The organism is Micromonospora tarapacensis, from assembly GCF_019697375.1.
Taxonomy (GTDB): Bacteria; Actinomycetota; Actinomycetes; order Mycobacteriales; family Micromonosporaceae; genus Micromonospora; species Micromonospora tarapacensis.
In genome coordinates, this window is record NZ_JAHCDI010000004.1 from 1,332,040 (window position 1) to 1,350,134 (window position 18,095).

12 protein-coding genes and 2 pseudogenes are annotated in these 18,095 nt (G+C 72.4%); 10 read left to right on the forward strand and 4 right to left on the reverse strand.

Annotation, left to right across the window (positions count from 1 at the left end; genetic code table 11):
• Positions 1-190: 190 nt before the first annotated feature.
• Genes glgX through treZ form a run of 3 tightly spaced genes read left to right on the forward strand, consistent with a single transcriptional unit; the run spans position 191 to position 6,341 of the window.
• Positions 191-2,308 (forward strand): glycogen debranching protein GlgX, encoded by a 2,118-nt coding sequence (gene glgX / locus KIF24_RS11990; protein WP_221084110.1) that lies wholly within the window; start codon positions 191-193, stop codon positions 2,306-2,308.
• A gap of 1 nt (position 2,309) precedes the next feature.
• Positions 2,310-4,601, forward strand: a complete 2,292-nt coding sequence (gene treY / locus KIF24_RS11995; RefSeq protein ID WP_221084111.1) for a malto-oligosyltrehalose synthase — start codon at positions 2,310-2,312, stop codon at positions 4,599-4,601.
• Between the two features lie 15 nt (positions 4,602-4,616).
• Complete coding sequence (treZ, locus tag KIF24_RS12000) at positions 4,617-6,341, forward strand: malto-oligosyltrehalose trehalohydrolase (RefSeq protein WP_221084112.1); 1,725 nt, start codon at positions 4,617-4,619, stop codon at positions 6,339-6,341.
• A gap of 150 nt (positions 6,342-6,491) precedes the next feature.
• Here treZ and KIF24_RS12005 read toward each other — a convergent pair whose 3' ends face one another.
• Complete coding sequence (locus tag KIF24_RS12005) at positions 6,492-7,076, reverse strand: hypothetical protein (protein WP_221084113.1); 585 nt, start codon at positions 7,074-7,076, stop codon at positions 6,492-6,494.
• 501 nt (positions 7,077-7,577) lie between these two features.
• Between KIF24_RS12005 and KIF24_RS12010 the strand changes: the two genes are divergently transcribed.
• The gene (locus tag KIF24_RS12010) at positions 7,578-8,168 is read left to right on the forward strand and encodes an NADPH-dependent FMN reductase (protein WP_221084114.1); all 591 of its coding nucleotides are present in this window, start codon (positions 7,578-7,580) and stop codon (positions 8,166-8,168) included.
• 180 nt (positions 8,169-8,348) lie between these two features.
• Positions 8,349-9,799 (forward strand): annotated as a pseudogene (argG, locus tag KIF24_RS12015) (argininosuccinate synthase).
• A gap of 93 nt (positions 9,800-9,892) precedes the next feature.
• Here argG and KIF24_RS12020 read toward each other — a convergent pair.
• Complete coding sequence (locus KIF24_RS12020) at positions 9,893-11,371, reverse strand: glutamate--cysteine ligase family protein (protein WP_221084115.1); 1,479 nt, start codon at positions 11,369-11,371, stop codon at positions 9,893-9,895.
• Positions 11,372-11,530: 159 nt separating this feature from the next.
• On the opposite strand from KIF24_RS12020, the gene KIF24_RS12025 reads away from it, so the two are divergent.
• Positions 11,531-11,875 (forward strand): DUF3817 domain-containing protein, encoded by a 345-nt coding sequence (locus tag KIF24_RS12025; RefSeq protein ID WP_221084116.1) that lies wholly within the window; start codon positions 11,531-11,533, stop codon positions 11,873-11,875.
• 8 nt (positions 11,876-11,883) lie between these two features.
• Here the strand turns inward: KIF24_RS12025 and KIF24_RS12030 are convergent, their stop codons facing one another.
• Both KIF24_RS12030 and KIF24_RS12035 read right to left on the reverse strand, forming a co-directional pair.
• On the reverse strand, positions 11,884-12,156 hold the full coding sequence (locus tag KIF24_RS12030; protein WP_230415506.1) for an alpha/beta fold hydrolase: 273 nt from the start codon (positions 12,154-12,156) through the stop codon (positions 11,884-11,886).
• A gap of 85 nt (positions 12,157-12,241) precedes the next feature.
• Positions 12,242-12,781, reverse strand: a complete 540-nt coding sequence (locus tag KIF24_RS12035) for a hypothetical protein (protein WP_230415508.1) — start codon at positions 12,779-12,781, stop codon at positions 12,242-12,244.
• 148 nt (positions 12,782-12,929) lie between these two features.
• On the opposite strand from KIF24_RS12035, the gene KIF24_RS12040 reads away from it, so the two are divergent.
• From KIF24_RS12040 to KIF24_RS12055, 4 genes and pseudogenes are all read left to right on the forward strand, one after another.
• Positions 12,930-14,048, forward strand: a complete 1,119-nt coding sequence (locus KIF24_RS12040) for a baeRF2 domain-containing protein (protein WP_221084118.1) — start codon at positions 12,930-12,932, stop codon at positions 14,046-14,048.
• Between the two features lie 39 nt (positions 14,049-14,087).
• Complete coding sequence (locus KIF24_RS12045) at positions 14,088-15,335, forward strand: thiamine pyrophosphate-binding protein (RefSeq protein ID WP_269440695.1); 1,248 nt, start codon at positions 14,088-14,090, stop codon at positions 15,333-15,335.
• 255 nt (positions 15,336-15,590) lie between these two features.
• Positions 15,591-16,960: pseudogene (locus KIF24_RS12050) on the forward strand (hypothetical protein).
• Positions 16,961-17,180: 220 nt separating this feature from the next.
• The gene (locus KIF24_RS12055; protein WP_221084120.1) at positions 17,181-18,053 is read left to right on the forward strand and encodes a SigB/SigF/SigG family RNA polymerase sigma factor; all 873 of its coding nucleotides are present in this window, start codon (positions 17,181-17,183) and stop codon (positions 18,051-18,053) included.
• Positions 18,054-18,095 lie beyond the last annotated feature (42 nt).

Sequence of the window (18,095 nt, forward strand, 5' to 3'; positions counted from 1 at the left end):
CGGTCCCAGTGACTGAAGACACCGCAAGGGTTCATCGCCGATCGGTCGAGTGGATACCAGGCATTCACCCGATCGGATGGATTGGTGGCGGACCGTGCGGGGCATTACCGCCGCACGCCCCCACCGGGGTTCCCCGGACGGGTGTGCTCGTGGTGCGGGCGCGCTCACGACACGTGGCCGAAGGAGCGACATGCAGGTCTGGCCGGGCGAGCGGTATCCCCTTGGTGCCACCTACGACGGGATGGGCACCAACTTCGCCATCTTCTCGGAGGTGGCGGAGCGCATCGAACTCTGCCTCTTCGACGAGTGGGACACCGGCGCCGAGCGGCGGGTCGAGCTGCGTGAGGTCGACGCGTACGTGTGGCACGCGTACATCCCCGGCATCGGTCCGGGGCAGCGGTACGGCTACCGGGTGCACGGAGCGTACGACCCGGCGGGTGGGGTGCGGTGCAACCCGAGCAAACTGCTCATCGACCCGTACGCCAAGGCCATCGACGGTGACGTGCGGTGGGATCCGGCGGTCTACGACTACACCCACGGCGACCCGGACCGGATCAACACGACCGACTCGGCGCCGTTCATGCCGAAGTCGGTGGTGGTCAACCCGTACTTCGACTGGGGCAACGACGCGCCGCCCCGCATCCCGTACCACCACTCGGTCATCTACGAGGCGCACGTACGCGGGCTGACCATGCGGCTGCCCGGCGTCCCCGAGGAACTGCGTGGCACGTACGCCGGCATCGCCTCGCTGCCGATGATCGAGCACCTGACCCGGCTCGGGATCACCGCCATCGAGCTGATGCCGGTGCACCAGTTCGTCAACGACCACCGCCTGACCGACCTGGGGTTGCGCAACTACTGGGGCTACAACACCATCGGCTTCTTCGCCCCGCACCACGGCTACTCGGCACTGGGCCACCTCGGCCAGCAGGTGCAGGAGTTCCGGGGGATGGTCAAGGCGCTGCACGCCGCCGGCATCGAGGTGATCCTCGACGTGGTCTACAACCACACCGCCGAGGGCAACCACCTCGGCCCGACGCTGAGCTTCAAGGGCGTCGACAACCCCAGCTACTACCGGCTGTCCGACGAAGACCGGCGTCACTACGTCGACTACACCGGCACCGGCAACAGCCTCAACGTGCGCAGCCCGCACTCGCTGCAACTGATCATGGATTCGTTGCGGTACTGGGTCACCGAGATGCACGTCGACGGTTTCCGCTTCGACCTGGCCGCCACCCTGGCCCGCGAGTTCTACGACGTGGACCGGCTCTCCACCTTCTTCGAGGTGGTGCAGCAGGATCCGGTGGTCAGCCGGGTGAAGCTGATCGCCGAGCCGTGGGACGTCGGCCCCGGCGGCTACCAGGTCGGCAACTTCCCGCCGCAGTGGACCGAGTGGAACGGGAAGTATCGCGACACGGTCCGCGACTTCTGGCGCGGCGAGCCGGCCACCCTCGCCGAGTTCGCGTCCCGCATCTGCGGCTCCGCCGACCTCTACCAGGACGACGGGCGCCGCCCCTTCCACAGCATCAACTTCGTCACCTGCCACGACGGGTTCACCCTGGCGGACCTGGTGTCGTACAACGACAAGCACAACGAGGCCAACGGCGAGGACAACCGGGACGGCGAGAGCCACAACCGGTCCTGGAACTGCGGCGTCGAGGGCGACACCGACGACCCCGGGGTGCTCGCCCTGCGGGCCCGGCAGCGGCGCAACTTCCTGGCCACCCTGATGCTGTCGCAGGGCGTGCCGATGATCGGCCACGGCGACGAGCTGGGCCGCACCCAACGCGGCAACAACAACGCCTACTGCCAGGACAGCGAGCTGGCCTGGGTCGACTGGGACGACGTCGACACCGAGCTGATGGACTTCACCCGCCGGCTGGTCGAGTTCCGCCGCAAGCACCAGGTGTTCCAGCGCCGCCGCTTCTTCACCGGCCTGCCCGTGCACGGCCGGGAGATCGACGAACCGCTGCCCGACCTGGCCTGGTACACCCCGGACGGCCGGGAGATGACCGGCGAGGACTGGGGCAACGACTTCGGCCGCTCGGTGGTGCTCTTCGTCAACGGCGAGGGCATCCGCGAACGCGGCCAGTACGGCCAGCGCCACCACGACAACTCCTTCTTGCTCTGCTTCAACGCCCACGACGCACCACTGGACTTCAACCTCCCGCCGGTCGAGTTCGGCCATCGCTGGGAACTGGTGATCAGCACCGCCGAACCCGACCAGGACAAGGGCACCACCGCAGAGGCCGGCGGCACGCTCTGCGTGCCGGACCGCTCGCTGGTGGTGCTGGAGAGGGTGGCCTGAGATGCCCGTGAACCCGCGCCCCGTCGGCGCCACCTACCGGGTGCAGGTGCGCCCCGGCTTCGACCTGGACGCCACCGCCGGCCTCGCCGGCTACCTCGCCGACCTCGGCGTCACCCACCTCTACAGCGCGCCGCTGCTGGCCGCCGCCCCGGGCAGCACGCACGGCTACGACGTGGTCGACCACCGGCAGGTCAACCCGGAACTCGGCGGCGAGGCGGGCCGCCAGCGGCTGCTGCGGGCACTTCGCGACGCCGGGCTCGGCCTGGTCGTGGACATCGTGCCCAACCATGCCGGGGTGGCCGTGCCGGCGGCCAACCCGCCCTGGTGGGACGTGCTGCGCCGGGGGAGGGCCTCGACGTACGCGCGCTGGTTCGACATCGACTGGGAACGGGGCCGGCTGCTGCTGCCGGTACTCGCCGAGGGCCCCGACGCGCTCGACGACCTCAAGCTCGCCGACGGGGAGCTGCGCTACCACGAGCATCGCTTCCCGATCGCCGACGGCACCGGCGACGGCAGCCCCCGGGAGGTGCACGACCGGCAGCACTACGAGCTGGTCTCCTGGCGGCGCGGCGACGCCGAGCTGGCGTACCGCCGGTTCTTCGCCGTCTCCAGCCTGGCCGGGCTGCGGGTGGAGGACCCGGAGGTGTTCGCCGCCACCCACGAGCTGGTGTTGGCCTGGGCGGCGGCCGGTGAGGTCGACGGCATCCGGGTCGACCATCCCGACGGGCTGCGCGACCCGGCCGGCTACCTGGCCCGGTTGCGCGCCGCCGCCGGTGACGCGTGGCTGGTCGTGGAGAAGATCCTGGAGTACGGGGAGGAACTGCCGGCCTGGCCGGTGGACGGCACCACCGGCTACGACGCCCTCGCCGCGGTCGGCGGGATCTTCGTCGACGGCGACGCCGAGGCCGACTTCACCGCCCTGGACACCCGGCTGGTCGGCCGGGCCACCTCCTGGGCGGACCTGACCCACGACACGAAACTGAACGCCGCCACCCGGCTGCTGTCGGCGGAGCTGACCCGGCTGGCCGCGCTCGCCCCCGACGTCGACCCGGAGGCCGCCCGCGCCGCCCTGGCCGAGCTGGCCGCCGCCTTCGCCGTGTACCGGGGCTACCCGCCCGACGGGGCCCGGCACCTGGCCAACGCCCGCGCCGAGGCGGGCCGCCGGCGCACCGACCTGACCGGCGCGTTGGACGCGATCACCCGGCGGCTGCGCGACCCCGACGACGAGCTGGCCGGCCGCTTTCCCCAGTTCACCGGCGCGGTGATGGCCAAGGGCGTGGAGGACACCGCCTACTACCGGTGGAGCCGGTTCGTGGCGCTCAACGAGGTCGGCGGCAGTCCCACCCACTTCGGCACGCTGCCCGGCCGGTTCCACCGCTTCGCCGCCGCCCGCCACGAGCGTTGGCCGGTCAGCATGACCACCCTCTCGACCCACGACACCAAACGCGGCGAGGACGTCCGCGCCCGCCTCGCCGTCCTCGCCGAGTTGCCGCAACGCTGGGCCGAGCAGGTCACCCGCTGGACGGCGGCGGTGCCGCTGCCCGACGCCGCCCTGGCCCACCTGCTGTGGCAGACCGCCGTCGGCGCCTGGCCGGTCCAGCGGGAGCGGCTGCACGCGTACGCCGAGAAGGCGGCCCGGGAGGCGGCGGCCTCCACCGGTTGGACGGACCCGGACCCGGCCTTCGAGCGGGCGATGCACGCCCTGGTCGACGCCATGTACGACGACCCGGCCGTCAACGCGGAGCTGGCCGCGTTCGCCGCCGAGATCACCCCGCCCGGCTGGTCGAACTCGTTGGGACAGAAGCTGGTGCAGCTGGCCATGCCCGGGGTGCCGGACACCTACCAGGGCACCGAGCTGTGGGACAACTCCCTGGTCGACCCGGACAATCGCCGCCCGGTCGACTTCGGCGTACGCCGGGAACTGCTGGCCCGGCTGGACGCCGGCTGGCAGCCGGCGGTGGACGACACCGGCGCGGCGAAGCTGCTCGTGGTGTCGCGGACCTTGCGGCTGCGCCGCGACCGTCCGGAGCTGTTCGGCGACTACCAGCCGGTCATGGTGCACGGGCCGGCCGCCCGGCACGCCGTCGCCTTCGACCGGGGCGGCGCGATCGCCGTTGCCACCCGGCTGCCGGTGCGGCTCGCGTCGGCCGGCGGCTGGCGGGACACGGCGCTGCAACTTTCCGTCAACGAGGTGTCGTGCCTGTTCACCGGTCGGGTCTACAGTGGCGGACAGGTCCGTCTCGCGGACCTGCTGACCACCTATCCCGTCGCGCTGCTGGTGCCCACCACCTGACCGGGAGGCTGCGTCGTGTCCGAGTTCACGGTCTGGGCGCCCGAGGCGAAGCGGGTGCGGCTGCACCTGCCCGGGTCCGCCGACCACGAGATGCGAGCCGGCCGGGAAGGCTGGTGGCGGGTCGAGGTGCCGAACGCCGGCACCGACTACACGTTCCTGCTCGACGACGACCACCAGCCGCTGCCCGACCCGCGTTCTGCCTGGCAACCCTCTGGTGTGCACGGGCCCAGCCGGCGTTACGACCACGCGGCCTTCTCCTGGACCGACCGATCCTGGACCGGCCGGCAGCTGCCCGGCAGCATCCTCTACGAGCTGCACGTCGGCACGTTCACCCCGGAAGGCACCTTCGACGCCGCGATCGGCAAGCTCGACCACCTGGTCGACCTCGGCGTCGACCTGATCGAGCTGCTGCCGGTCAACGCCTTCAACGGCGAACACAACTGGGGGTACGACGGCGTCTGCTGGTTCGCCCCGCACGAACCGTACGGCGGACCGGACGGCCTGAAACGTCTGGTCGACGCCGCTCACGCTCGCGGCCTGGGGGTGATCCTCGACGTCGTCTACAACCATTTCGGGCCCTCCGGGGCCTACGCGCCGAAGTTCGCGCCGTACCTCGCCGAGCGGAACACCCCCTGGGGCGCCGCGGTCAACCTGGACGGCCCGCACTCCGACGGGGTCCGCCGCTTCATCATCGACAGCGTGCTGATGTGGCTGCGCGACTACCACGTCGACGGCCTGCGCCTGGATGCCGTCCACGCCATGCCCGACACCCGCGCGGTACACCTGCTGGAGGAGATCGCCGTCGAGGTCGAGTCGCTCTCGACGCACCTGGGGCGTCCGCTGTCCCTGATCGCCGAGTCCGACCTCAACGACCCCCGCCTCATCACCCCACGCGAGGCCGGCGGCTACGGCCTGCACGCCCAGTGGAACGACGACGCCCACCACGCCCTGCACACCCTGCTCACCGGTGAACGGCAGGGCTACTACGGCGACTTCGGCACCATGGAATGCCTCGCCGAGGTGCTGACCGGCGCGTTCTTCCACACCGGCACCTGGTCCAGCTTCCGCAGCCGCCAACACGGCCGCCCCGTCGACCCGCGTACCCCCGGCCACCGCTTCGTGGCCTATCTCCAGAACCACGACCAGATCGGCAACCGCGCGGTTGGTGATCGCCTGTCGGCGTCGCTGTCGCCCGCACTGCTGCGGGTCGGCGCGACCCTGCTGCTCACCGCACCGTTCACCCCGATGCTGTTCATGGGGGAGGAGTGGGCGGCGTCGACGCCGTGGCAGTTCTTCACCAGCCACCCCGAGCCGGAGCTGGCCGCCGCGGTGGTCGACGGCCGCCGCCGGGAGTTCGCCGCGCACGGCTGGCCCGCCACCGAGGTGCCGGACCCGCAGGACCGGCAGACGTTCGTACGCTCCCGCTTGGACTGGGCCGAGCTGGACAAACCCGAACACCGGGCGATGTACGACTTCTACCGGCGGCTGATCGCGCTGCGGAGGTCCCGCCCGGAACTGTCGGACCCGCACCTGTTCGCCATCGACGTACGGCACGGTGACCGGTTCCTGGTGATGCGGCGGGGCGGCTGCCTGGTGGCGGCCAACCTGGCCGACAAGCCGCAGCGGGTCACCCTGCCGGGGGTGGCACGCCGGGTGCTGCTGGCCACCGGAGAGGGCGTCACCGTCCAACGCGACCGCATCGAGCTACCAGCGGAAACGGCAGCCATCGTGGCCCTTTGAATCTCGTCGATCATGCAGTTGTGGCACCAGAAATGAGATGGATGCGCAGCTTGTCTGGCACCACAACTGCATGATCGTCGCGGCGGCGTGCTTCGCGGTGCGCGACGGCGGCCGGGTGGTCTGGGGGCGGTGTCGGGCCGGGCAGGGTGGTCAGAGTCCGGCGGCGGCGTCGTACCGGCGGCGCAGGTCGGCCATCTCCGAGGGGGCCAGTGCCTCCTTGAGCGCTTGCTGCGCGTACCTGTCCGGGAACATCTCCCGCAGCCGGTCGACGAACCTGACGTCGGCGGTCGCCTCGACCACCTGGATGCCCGGAGGCTCGGTGGACATGTCCATGATCACCGGACCGGCCAGCTTGACCGCCCAGTCCCAGGGGCGCTTCTGCTCGGCGACCCCGCAGAGGTGGAAGCCGTAGATCGTCTGCACGTCGGCGAGCGTGGCGACCTCGGCCGGCTCGTAGCCGTAGACGTGGACGCCGCAGATCACCGCGGGCTTCGCCTCCTCGTCGGTGGTCACCTGCTGGACATGGTGTCCGGCGTGGTTGTGTGCCCCCGGGTCCGCCTGTTCGAGAGTGGTGCGCATCCAGGTCATGATCTGCCCATGCACATCCACCGGCCTCGTCTGCGACGTGGCCGAGCTGACCAGTACGACCGCGCCGGCCGACACCGCCAGCAGGATCACCTCCATCCACACGAAGCGGTTCCGGTACCACCCCGCGAACTTCTCCCGGAAAATCATGCTTCTCACCTCGTTGCCGGTTCTGGTGCGTTGGCAGACCGCATCGGACGCCACCGGCGTGTCAGACCTTGGGCACGCCGGCCGTCTCGGCGACACGTACCGGTGGATACGTACGGCGGGGACACCTGCCCGGGAATGGGTGCCCGTCGTCGTGGAGATGGCCCGGCGATGCGGCGCGCTGCCGGCACTGCGGTGCTCCCGTGCTGGCCGTTCCCAGCGCGGTTGCCCCCGCGCTGCGGCGATGTGAGCCATTCCAGCACGCCTGGACCCGCTCCGGCAACATCGACGACCCTCAGTGCTGTTTGAGGCCGGCGGGGCACCGATGCAACGGCGTCCGGGGGACACCGGGAGTTCCCACGTCGCCACCGATGGGTCGGCCGGCTCCCAACAGCTCCCAGCTGTGCGGGACCTGCAACGGACGGGCACAGGAAGGCCGTTCGAAGCGTCGCGTACCGGGTAACCGCGGACGGTTCATGCACGTCGGTACCGGAGGAGTCGCGAATGACCAGGATCGGCATCATCATCGGCAGCACCCGGCCGGGGCGTCACGGCGAGACGGTGGCCCGCTGGGTGCACGGCATCGCCGCGAAACGGGTCGACGCCGAGTACGAACTTGTGGATCTTCAGGACTTCAACCTGCCGCACCTCGACGAGATGACGCCCCCGTCACTCGGGCAGTACACCCAGCCCCACACGTTGCGCTGGGCCGAGAAGATCGCCTCATACGACGGGTACGTCTTCGTGACACCGGAGTACAACCACTCCACCTCCGGGGCGCTGAAGAACGCCATCGACTTCCTCTACGCCGAGTGGAACAACAAGGCGGCCGGGTTCGTCAGCTACGGCAGCGTGGGTGGCGCCCGTGCGGTGGAGCACCTGCGCCTGGTGGTGGCCGAGTTGCAGATGGCGGACGTACGGGCGCAGGTGGCTCTGTCACTCTTCACCGACTTCGAGAACTTCACCGCCTTCAAGCCCGGCCCGCACCAGGAGGGTGCGGTGAACACGATGCTCGACCAGCTGGTGGCCTGGAGCGGCGCGTTGGCCGGCCTGCGCGGCGGCACGACGATGGCGACGTCCGAGTCCACGGCATAGCGCCGGGGTGTGGCCGAGCCGGCCGACCGGAGGGGTCCTGATCGAGTGGCCTCGCCGCGACGTCATGTCTGCCGGTCGGTGACGCACATCCAGACACCGGCCGGCGCCGACCCGTGACACCCGGGCGGAAACCTTGACGCTTCGTTTGCATGACAATGCGGCATGGTGCATACTTTTCCCGTGTCCAAGGTACTCACCTCCCTGCCCAACGGTGAACGTGTCGGCATCGCCTTCTCCGGCGGCCTCGACACCTCGGTCGCGGTCGCGTGGATGCGCGACAAGGGCGCGGTGCCCTGCGCCTACACCGCCGACATCGGCCAGTACGACGAGCCCGACATCGCCTCGGTGCCCGGTCGCGCGCTCAGCTACGGCGCCGAGGTCGCCCGCCTGGTCGACTGCCGAGCCGCCCTGGTCGAGGAGGGGCTGGCCGCGTTGACCTGCGGCGCCTTCCACATCCGCTCGGGCGGGCGGGCGTACTTCAACACCACCCCGCTGGGCCGGGCCGTCACCGGGACCCTGCTGGTCCGGGCGATGGTCGCCGACGACGTGCAGATCTGGGGCGACGGCTCCACCTTCAAGGGCAACGACATCGAGCGGTTCTACCGGTACGGACTGCTGGCCAATCCGCAGCTGCGCATCTACAAGCCGTGGCTGGACACCGACTTCGTCACCGAGCTGGGTGGGCGCAGCGAGATGTCGCAGTGGCTGCTGGAACGCGGCCTGCCGTACCGGGACAGCGCCGAGAAGGCGTACTCCACCGACGCCAACATCTGGGGCGCCACCCACGAGGCGAAGACCCTGGAGCACCTCGACACCGGCATCGAGACGGTCAACCCGATCATGGGGGTCCGGTTCTGGGACCTGTCGGTGGAGATCCCGACCGAGGACGTCACCATCGGCTTCGACCAGGGCCGCCCGGTGACCGTCAACGGGAAGGAGTTCGCCAGCGCGGTCGACCTGGTGCTGGAGGCCAACGCCATCGGTGGCCGGCACGGCCTGGGCATGTCGGACCAGATCGAGAACCGGATCATCGAGGCCAAGAGTCGGGGCGTCTACGAGGCGCCCGGCATGGCGTTGCTGCACGCCGCGTACGAGCGGCTGGTCAACGCCATCCACAACGAGGACACCCTGGCCAACTATCACAACGAGGGCCGCCGCCTCGGCCGGCTGATGTACGAGGGCCGTTGGCTGGACCCGCAGGCGCTGATGCTGCGCGAGTCGCTGCAACGCTGGGTCGGCACGGCGGTCACCGGCGAGGTGACGCTGCGGCTGCGCCGGGGCGAGGACTACTCGATCCTCGACACCACCGGCCCGTCCTTCAGCTACCACCCCGACAAGTTGTCGATGGAGCGTACGTCGGACTCGGCCTTCGGCCCGCAGGACCGGATCGGCCAGCTCACCATGCGCAACCTCGACATCGCCGACTCGCGGGCCAAGCTGGAGCAGTACGTCAACCTCGGCCTGGTCGGCGGTGCCGCACCGCAGCGGGTGGTCGGCGCCGCGCAGGCGGCCTCGACCGGGCTGATCGACGCGATGCCGCAGGGCGGCGCCGAGGCGATCGCCTCCGGGGCGTGTCCTCGGCCGACGACGAGGCCCTCGACCGCGCGGCGATGGAGTTCGGCGTCGACTGACCCGGCCACCGGCCGGCACGGACCGGACCGTGCCGACCTGGAACGCGCCGACCGCCGCCGGCGGCGGCTCGGCGACGCCGACCGCCCCGCTGGTCAGGGAATCGGCCACTCGTGGACCGGGCGGTTGCTGTGCATCAGCTCCACGTAGTGCCGGACGACCTCCCGCAGGGCCTCCGGTCGGTCGAGGTGGTCGGTCGACTCCAGTCGGTGCAGCGTCTCCACCTGCCAGCTGGCGCCGTTGCGGCCGGTCAGGCAGCGCTGCTCGATGATGCCGAGCAGCCGGTCCCGCTCGGGTGGCGCGACGCCCCAGCAGTCCAGGCCGTGGTGGGCCAGCGGCAGCAGGCGGCGCAGCACCAGCTCGGTCACCGGCAGGTAGCCCAGACCGGGCCAGAAGATGTGGGCGTCGATGCCGTGCCGGGCGCAGGCGTTGAAGTTCTCCTCGGCGGCGCTGAACGACATCTGCGACCACAACGGCCGGTCCGCCTCGGCGAGCGCGCGGACCAGCCCGAAGTAGAACGCCGCGTTGGCGACGGTGTCCAGCACCGTCGGTCCGGCCGGCAGGACGCGGTTCTCCACCCGCAGGTGCGGCCGGCCCCGGAGCACGTCGTAGACCGGCCGGTTCCACCGGTAGATGGTGCCGTTGTGCAGCCGCAACTCGGAAAGGGCCGGCACGCCGCCGGCGGCGAGCGTCTCCGAGGGGTCCTCGGGGTCGCAGACCGGCAGCAGCGCCGGGAAGAACCGCACGTTCTCCTCGAACAGGTCGAACACCGAGGTGATCCATCGTTCCCCGAACCACACCCGGGGCCGTACGCCCTGCGTCTTGATCTCCTCGGGGCGGGTGTCGGTGGCCTGCCGGAACAGCGGGATCCGGGTCTCGCGCCACAACTCCCGGCCGAAGAACAGCGGCGAGTTGGCGCCGAGTGCCACCTGGATGCCGGCGATCGCCTGCGCGGCGTTCCAGTAGTCGGCGAACTGGTTCGGGCCGACCTGGAGGTGGAACTGGGTGCTGGTGCAGGCCGCCTCCGGCGTGATGGTGTCGGCGGTGACGGCAAGCCGCTCCACCCCGTTGATGGAGATCCTCAGGTCCTCGCCGCGGGCGGCGAAGATCTGCTCGTTGAGCAGCGCGTACCGGGGATTGGCCGACAGCGTGGCGGCGGTCAGATGCTCGGGGAGCACGGTGGGCAGGATGCCGATCATCACCAGTCGCGCGCCGACGCTCCGGGCCTGCTCGTCGGCCGAGTTCAGGCTGGCCCGTACGTGCTCCTCGAACTCGGCGGTGCCGGTGCCGGCCAACCGCCGGGGCGCGACGTTGATCTCGATGTTGAACTGGCCGAGCTCGGTCTGGAAACTTGGGTCGGCCACCGCCCGCAACACGTCGGCGTTGCGCATCGCCGGCATCGACCGCTCGTCGACCAGGTTCAGCTCGATCTCCATGCCGGTCATCGGCCGGTCGACGTCGAACCGGGACTCGCGCAGCATCTCGGCGAACACGTCGAGGCAGCGGCGTACCTTGTCCCGGTAGCGAGCCCGGTCCTGGCGGCTGAAGGTCTCCACGCCGACTTCCTCGCCCATTGGTCACCACCCTGTCACCGCTGGTACCCCCAACGTCGCACGTCCATGCCCTCCGGGGAAGCCCGGACCGCCGGGTCGTCCACCATTCGGCAGGCGGCCCGACGGGCGGCGACGCCGCTCGCGGACGCGTGCCCGGCGGTGCCGGCTCGCGCCGGTAGCATGACCGACGTGCGCGAAAAGGTGACCCGGCTGTTCGTGGTGGCGGCGATCGCGGAGGCGATCTCCTGGGCCGGTCTGCTGGCCGGGATGGTGGCCAAGTACGGCCCGCCCGGCAACGAGCTGGGGGTGCAGATCTTCGGCCCGGTCCACGGCGCGCTCTTCGTGGCGTACGGGTTGCTGGTGCTGGCCGTGGCCCGGGTGCACCGGTGGAGCCTGCCGACCACCGGTGTGGCGTTGGCCTGCGCGGTGCCGCCGTTCGCCACGCTGGCCTTCGAGCGGTGGGCGCGGCGGCGCGGCATGCTCGCCGTCACCGAGCCGGCCCGCGAGCCGGCTCGGGCGGGCTGACTCCCGGACTAGGCCGGCCCGTCGGCCAGGAACCTCCGCAGCGTGTCGGCGAGCTGGTCGGGGGCCTCCTCGGCCATGTGGTGACCCGACTCGATCGGCACCGCCCGGGCGTCGTCGGCCCAGTCCCGCCAGATGGCCGTCGGGTCGCCGTACAGCTCGACCAGGTCGTCGCGGGTGGACCAGGCGAACAGCACCGGACAGCCGATCCGGCGTCCGGCGGCCCGGTCGGCGTCGTCGGCCGCCCGGTCCGGCCCCAGCCCGGCCCGGTAGTCCTCGCACATCGCGTGCACGGTGGCCGGGTCGTGGATGGCCCGGCGGTAGGCAGCAGTGCCCTCGTCCGGGGGGCCGGAAACCGGCCCGGGAGCCTCAGGTCAGCGCGGTGCAGGCGGCCACCGTGGCGAGCACCAGCCCGCCCAGCACGGCCTGCAGCAGCAGCGGCGGACCCAGGTGGGACCACATGGTGGCGGTGCGGGGGCGGAGCAGTTGCACGGTGGTGAGGTTGACGATCCGTTCGATCTTCGGTGCGAGGTCGGGGTCGCCCTGGTCGCGCAGGGTCAGCTGGACGTGGTCGCCCGGGTGCAGGGCGCTCTGCGGCAGGTGCCCGTGCAGCTCCACCTCGTACAGCCGGCCGTCGGTGTCGCGCAGGCGGACCGGGGTGACCAGGTATTCCGGCCCCTTCTTCAGCTCCTTGAAGCTGCGCCGACCCGTGCCGGAGCCGGCGGAGAGCACGGCCCGCACGAGTTTGGCGAGCAGGCTGGCGACCCCGGCGGCGGCGAGCACCACCACCAGGATCGGCTGCCCCACGCGCACCTCCCGGGGATAGCCGTCCATCAGGCGCACGATCTGCGCGGTGAGGATCCGGCCGGTGGGGTGCAGGCTGCGCCGGGAATACGATGTCGTGTCCATGATCACCACCCAGAGTCCGTTTCCGCCTACAGATCGTATCGATCCTCCGGGTTGAACGACGTGAATGAACACCGGTCACGCGGCTGCCGGCAGGTGACAACCCGGATGGTGCGGGTAAGCGGTGGGCCGAGCCGGAAAGGGGTCGAGCATGCAGCTGTCCTTCCTGCGCCCGCTCTACCAGCGTCCAGGCCCGTGGTGCTCGGTCTACCTGGACGCTTCGCTGGACACCGAGGACGCGCACCCGGCACTCGATCTGCGGTGGCGCGGCCTGCAACGGCAACTGGCCGAACAGGGGGCGGACGAGCCGACCGTCGCCGCCATCGACCGGGTGGTGCGCGGACACGACCCGATGCCCGGCGACTACGGTCTGGCCGTCTTCGGCGCCCAGGGGCGGGTGGTGCTCTCCGAGTACCTGTCCGCCCCGCCACGGCGGGACCTGGCCGCGTACGCGCCGTTGCCGCACGTGATGCCGCTGCTGGCCCAGCGGGGCGAGCAGGTGGCCTGGGTGCGGGTGCTGGCCGACCGGACCGGCGCCGACGCGATGTCGGTCAGTGCCGGCGGAGTGCCCCGCCGGGCGCACGTCGTCGGCCGCGAGAGTTACCAGCTGCGCCGGGTCAAGCCGGGCGGGTGGTCCCAGTCGCGCTACCAGCGTGCCGCCATGGAGGCGTGGCATCACAACGCAGGCGACGTCACCGCGGCCACCGTGGAGCTGGCCGAGCGGATCGGTGCCGAGGTGGTGGTGGTGGCCGGCGACGTCCGCGCCACCGGCATGATCGCCGCGCAGATGCCGGAACGCTGGCAGGACCTGGTGGTACGCACCGACGCGGGTTCGCGGGCCGGCGGCGCGGACCAGACGCTGTTGGACGACCTCACCGTGCAGACCATCGCCGAGGTGGCCGACCAGCGGGTGAACGCCGCGCTGGACCGCTTCGGCATGCAGGAGGACGTCGGCGCGGGCCTCGACGCCGTGGTCGCCGCGCTGCAGCGCAACCAGGTCGACACGATGCTGATCGTGGACGACCCGTCCGCCGACGGCGAACTGTGGATCGGCCCGTCGGCCACCGACATCGCCACCGAGCCGAGCCACCTCGCCACGGTGGCCGAGCCGGCGCGGGTCCGTGCCGACGCGGCGCTGGTGCGCGCCCTGGCGGGCACCGACGCCGAGCTGACCGTGCTCGGCCTGGACGAGGCACCGCAGCTGACCGACGGGGTGGGTGCGGTGTTGCGCTACGTCGACCCGGTCACCCCCGGACGGGGCGGTGCCTGAGCCGAGCGCGGCCGACGCGGTCGTCGCGCGGCTGCTGGCCTGGCGGGTTCCCGGGTCTTCGGCCAGCCGGGCGGGGCGGTCGCGCCACTGGTGGAGGCGATCGAGGCCACCGGCGGCGACCCGGAGTTCGTGTCCGCCCGGCACGCCGAGAGCGCCGCGTTCATGGCGACCGGACACGCCCGGTTCACCGGCCTGGCCGGGGTCTGCCTGGCGCCCGGCGGGTCGGCTGCCCTCGGTCTGCTCGGCGGTCTCGACGCCGCCCGGCGGGACCGCCTACCGGTGCTGGCCCTGGTGGCCGATCCGGCCGACACACCCGGCACCACCGGCTACGGCCCCGGCGGCCCCGGCGCCGAACACGCTGCGGTCGTCGGGCGAACTGGCGACGGGTGGTGGGACGCCGGCCGGCTGTTCGCCGGGGTCTGCCACCGCGTCCGGCGCGCCGTCGACCTGGCGCGGGTGCCGCAGCTGATGGACGAGGCGCTGCGGGCCGCGGTGCAGGGCGCCGGCCCGGTCTGCCTGGTGCTGCCCCGGCATCCCGCCACCGGCCGGTTCCCGGGCGTCAGCACCGGTGGTTCGGTCGACCCGCGGCTGGTCCTCGACGAGCTGGCCGGCCGGCTGCCCCGGCCCAGCACCGTCACCGTCGACGGCGGTCTGCTGCTGGCACACCACACCCGCCAGCTGCGGGTGCCGACCGGTGTCGCCGTCTGGCCGGCCGATCCGTCCGGGGTGCCCGGCCTCGCGTTGCCGTACGCCCTCGCGGCCAAGCTGGCCGCCCCCGACCGCCCGGTGGTCGCCCTCGTCGCCGACGACGGGATGCGGTCGCACGGACTGGCCGAACTGGTCACGATCGCCCGACGGCGATCGGCCTGGCCCGATCCCAGACTGGTCGTCCTGGTGCTGAACACGCGGTCCGGCCATCCCCGGACGATGGATCCGGCCCGGCCGGTCACCGACGACGTGCCGTACGCAGGCTGGGCGCGACTGCTCGGCCTGCACGGCCTGCGCGTCGACCGGCCGGGCCTGGTCGGCGCCGGCTGGGACGAGGCGTTAACCTCCGATCGGCCGTGCGTGCTGGAGGTGGTGGTCGACCCGCTGGCCGTGCCCCGGGTGGAGCCGACCGGGTCCGGTGCGGCGCGAGCGGGACGCGACGTCCGGCCGGAGCCGCTCGCACCGCCGGGCGGGCCGGTCGAGCCGGCAGCGGTGGGCTCCGGTGCGGCGTTGCGGCACGGTGGGGCGCGGTGGCCGGACGGGTCACCGGTGTCCGGGCCGCGAGGGACCCACCGCTGACGGGCGTTCTGGCGCGGCGGGGCACCGGTGTCCGGGCCGCGAGGCAGGCGCCACGGACGCCGGGATGCGGTCGTCGGCTCCGCCGTGGCCCCTGTCGCCGGGAACGGTCAAGGTCACCTGGTTGATGCCGCCCGGTGGGGGGATGCCCTGTTTAAGCCGCATCGAGGCGGGAAGCCGGGCCGCGTGGTGAGCGAACGAGGCAGGGTGGGGCCGGTGCGCAAGGCGCGTCCAGAGCTGACGGCGGCCGGCGCCGGCATGGCCGGCGACCGGGTCGTGGCGGCCGCCAGCACCGCCCGGATCCTCGTCGCGGCCACCGCCCGCGCACTGCGCGGCAGCGACTGTGCCGACCTCGGCCACGCCGGGCCGGTCTCCCGCTTCGCCGGCACGCCCGATCCGGTCCGGCGGGCCGCCGCGATCCGCTCCGTCGGCCGGATCGCCCTCACCGCCGGACAGGCGGCCGAGGTCGACGCGGAACGGGTCGCCCGGTGGTTCGTCGACCAGTACCCGCGCCGCCGGTACCCCGGCGTGCTGCTCGGCTCCCCGCACGGCGGTGCCGTACACCTGGCGGCGGCGCTCGGGATCCCGTGGCTACCCGCCGGGTTCGAGATGACCGCACACTGGCCGCACGGCGCGGTGGACCGCCCGCGGGCCGCCCTGGACCACGGTGCGGCGCTCGCCGGCCGGCTCCTCGCCGGCAACCCCGACCTGCACCTGCGTCAGGTGCACTGCCCGGCCAGCCGGGGTGCGCTGGCCGGGGTGACCGTGGCGCTGGCCGCCCGCTGGCAGGCGCCGCCGACCGCGTACCGGAGGTTCCTGGCCGAGCAACTGGCCCCGGGCGCGCCGGTGCTGGTGCTCGCCGACGCCCGGACGTGGCCGGTGGTGGCGGCGGCCGGGGGCACAGCTTCCAGCTGGGCTGCCCGGCCAGCGGCCTGAGCCCGGTGGACTTCCACCCCGACAGCCACGCGCTGCGGCAGGTACTGCGTTCGGTCGGCGGCGACAGCGCGCACTGGGAGCCACCGGAGATCGCCGCCCCGCCCGGCGCCGCCGAGCACGGGGTCGAGCCCGGTTTCGAACGGGGCGTGCGGGATTGGACCTTCCGGCACGGGCATCCGCTGCACCGGATCCTGGTCCCCGCACCGGAGGCGCTCAGCGCCGCCACCGCCGACCTCTACCGGTGGTGGCTGCGCGCCGCCGGCAAGACCGGCGACCGGTTGGTCGTCGAATGCGGCCGGCTGCTCGACCCGTGGCAGGTGATCCGGGCCGGCCTGGTGCCGTACTGGTGTGAGAACGCCACCCGGCGCAGCGTCGAGCAGGCGGAGTGGTGGCTGGCCGGCAGTGAGCCGTTCAGCTCGGTCGACGTGTTGCCGGAGCCGCCGGGCGTACGCTCGCCGGCGTTGGCCGGACTGCCGCAGTGGCTGGCGGTCGCCGGCTTCGGCCGGCGGCGCCGCGCCCTGGACCGCGCCTCCGCCCGGGGCTACCCGGTCACCTCGGTGCCCACCCGCCGGGCCACCGAGGTGCTCCGCGGCCAGCCGTACGACCTGCCGAGCCCGGCGCCGCTCGCGGTGCCCGAGGCACTCGCCGCGCTGCGCGACGCCGGCACCCACCACGGCCTGCTGATCTGTTGAGACGGGCCTGACGAAACATCCTCGCGAACCCGCGATCCCGTGATTGAGTACCTACGGAGCGGGAACACCGCCGGCTGCGACAGGCTGATCACCTCGCGCCGCACGGCGCCGTCGCCCCGCTGGCATCCCAGTCACGTAACCCACTTAACAGGCCCGTGCGTGCCTACGCGCGTGCCCGGTGTCGGCGAATCCGGGCGGGTCCTTCCTGAGGGAGGCGCGGATGTTCGGACAGACCACCACGACCACACCACCACCCACCGATCGGGGGCTTGAGGACCTGGACGCGGCGGCACTGGCGTACGCGGCGCGGATCGAAGGACTGCCACCGGAACGTCGCCAGGAGGCACGCGACGACCTGGTCCGCTTCGCGCTGCCGTTCGCGGGCCGGCTGGCCCGCCGCTACCGGGGGCGCGGGGAACCGTTGGAGGATCTGGAGCAGGTGGCCCGTCTGGGGTTGGTCAACGCGGTCGACCGGTACGACCCCGAACGGGGCTCGTTCACCGCGTACGCGGCGATCACCATCGTGGGTGAGATCAAGCGGCACTTCCGGGACCGCACCTGGGGTGTGCACGTGCCCCGCCGGCTGCGCGACCTGATCCTGGAGGTGGGCCAGGCGACAGCGGCGCTGACAAGCGAGCTGTCCCGGGCGCCGACCGTCGCCGAGTTGTCGAAACGGCTGGATACCCCGGAGGTGGAGATCCTCGCGGCGCTGGAGTCGGCGGCCGGCTACAGCCCGGCCTCGCTCAACGCGCCGGTCGGTGGGGAGAGTTCGGCGGAGTTCGGCGACCTCGTCGGCGAGTCGGACATCGCCCTGGAGTCCGTCGACGACCGGGTGACCGTCAGCGGCCTGCTGCACCGCCTGCCCTGGCGGGAGCGGCGGATCCTCGCCATGCGGTTCTACGGCAACCAGACCCAGGCCGAGATCGCGGCCCGGTTCGGCATCTCGCAGATGCATGTGTCCCGGCTGCTGTCGCGGGCGCTGACCTGGCTGCGTCAGGCGATGCTCGCCGACGCGCCGCCGCCCTGGCAGAACGGCCCCGCCGAGTCGGAGGCGGCCGGCCCGCCCCGCCCGGCCGGGGTGCGGGCCAGGTAGGCGGCGGTACGAGACGTCGGTGGGGCGGCACCGATCCCGGTG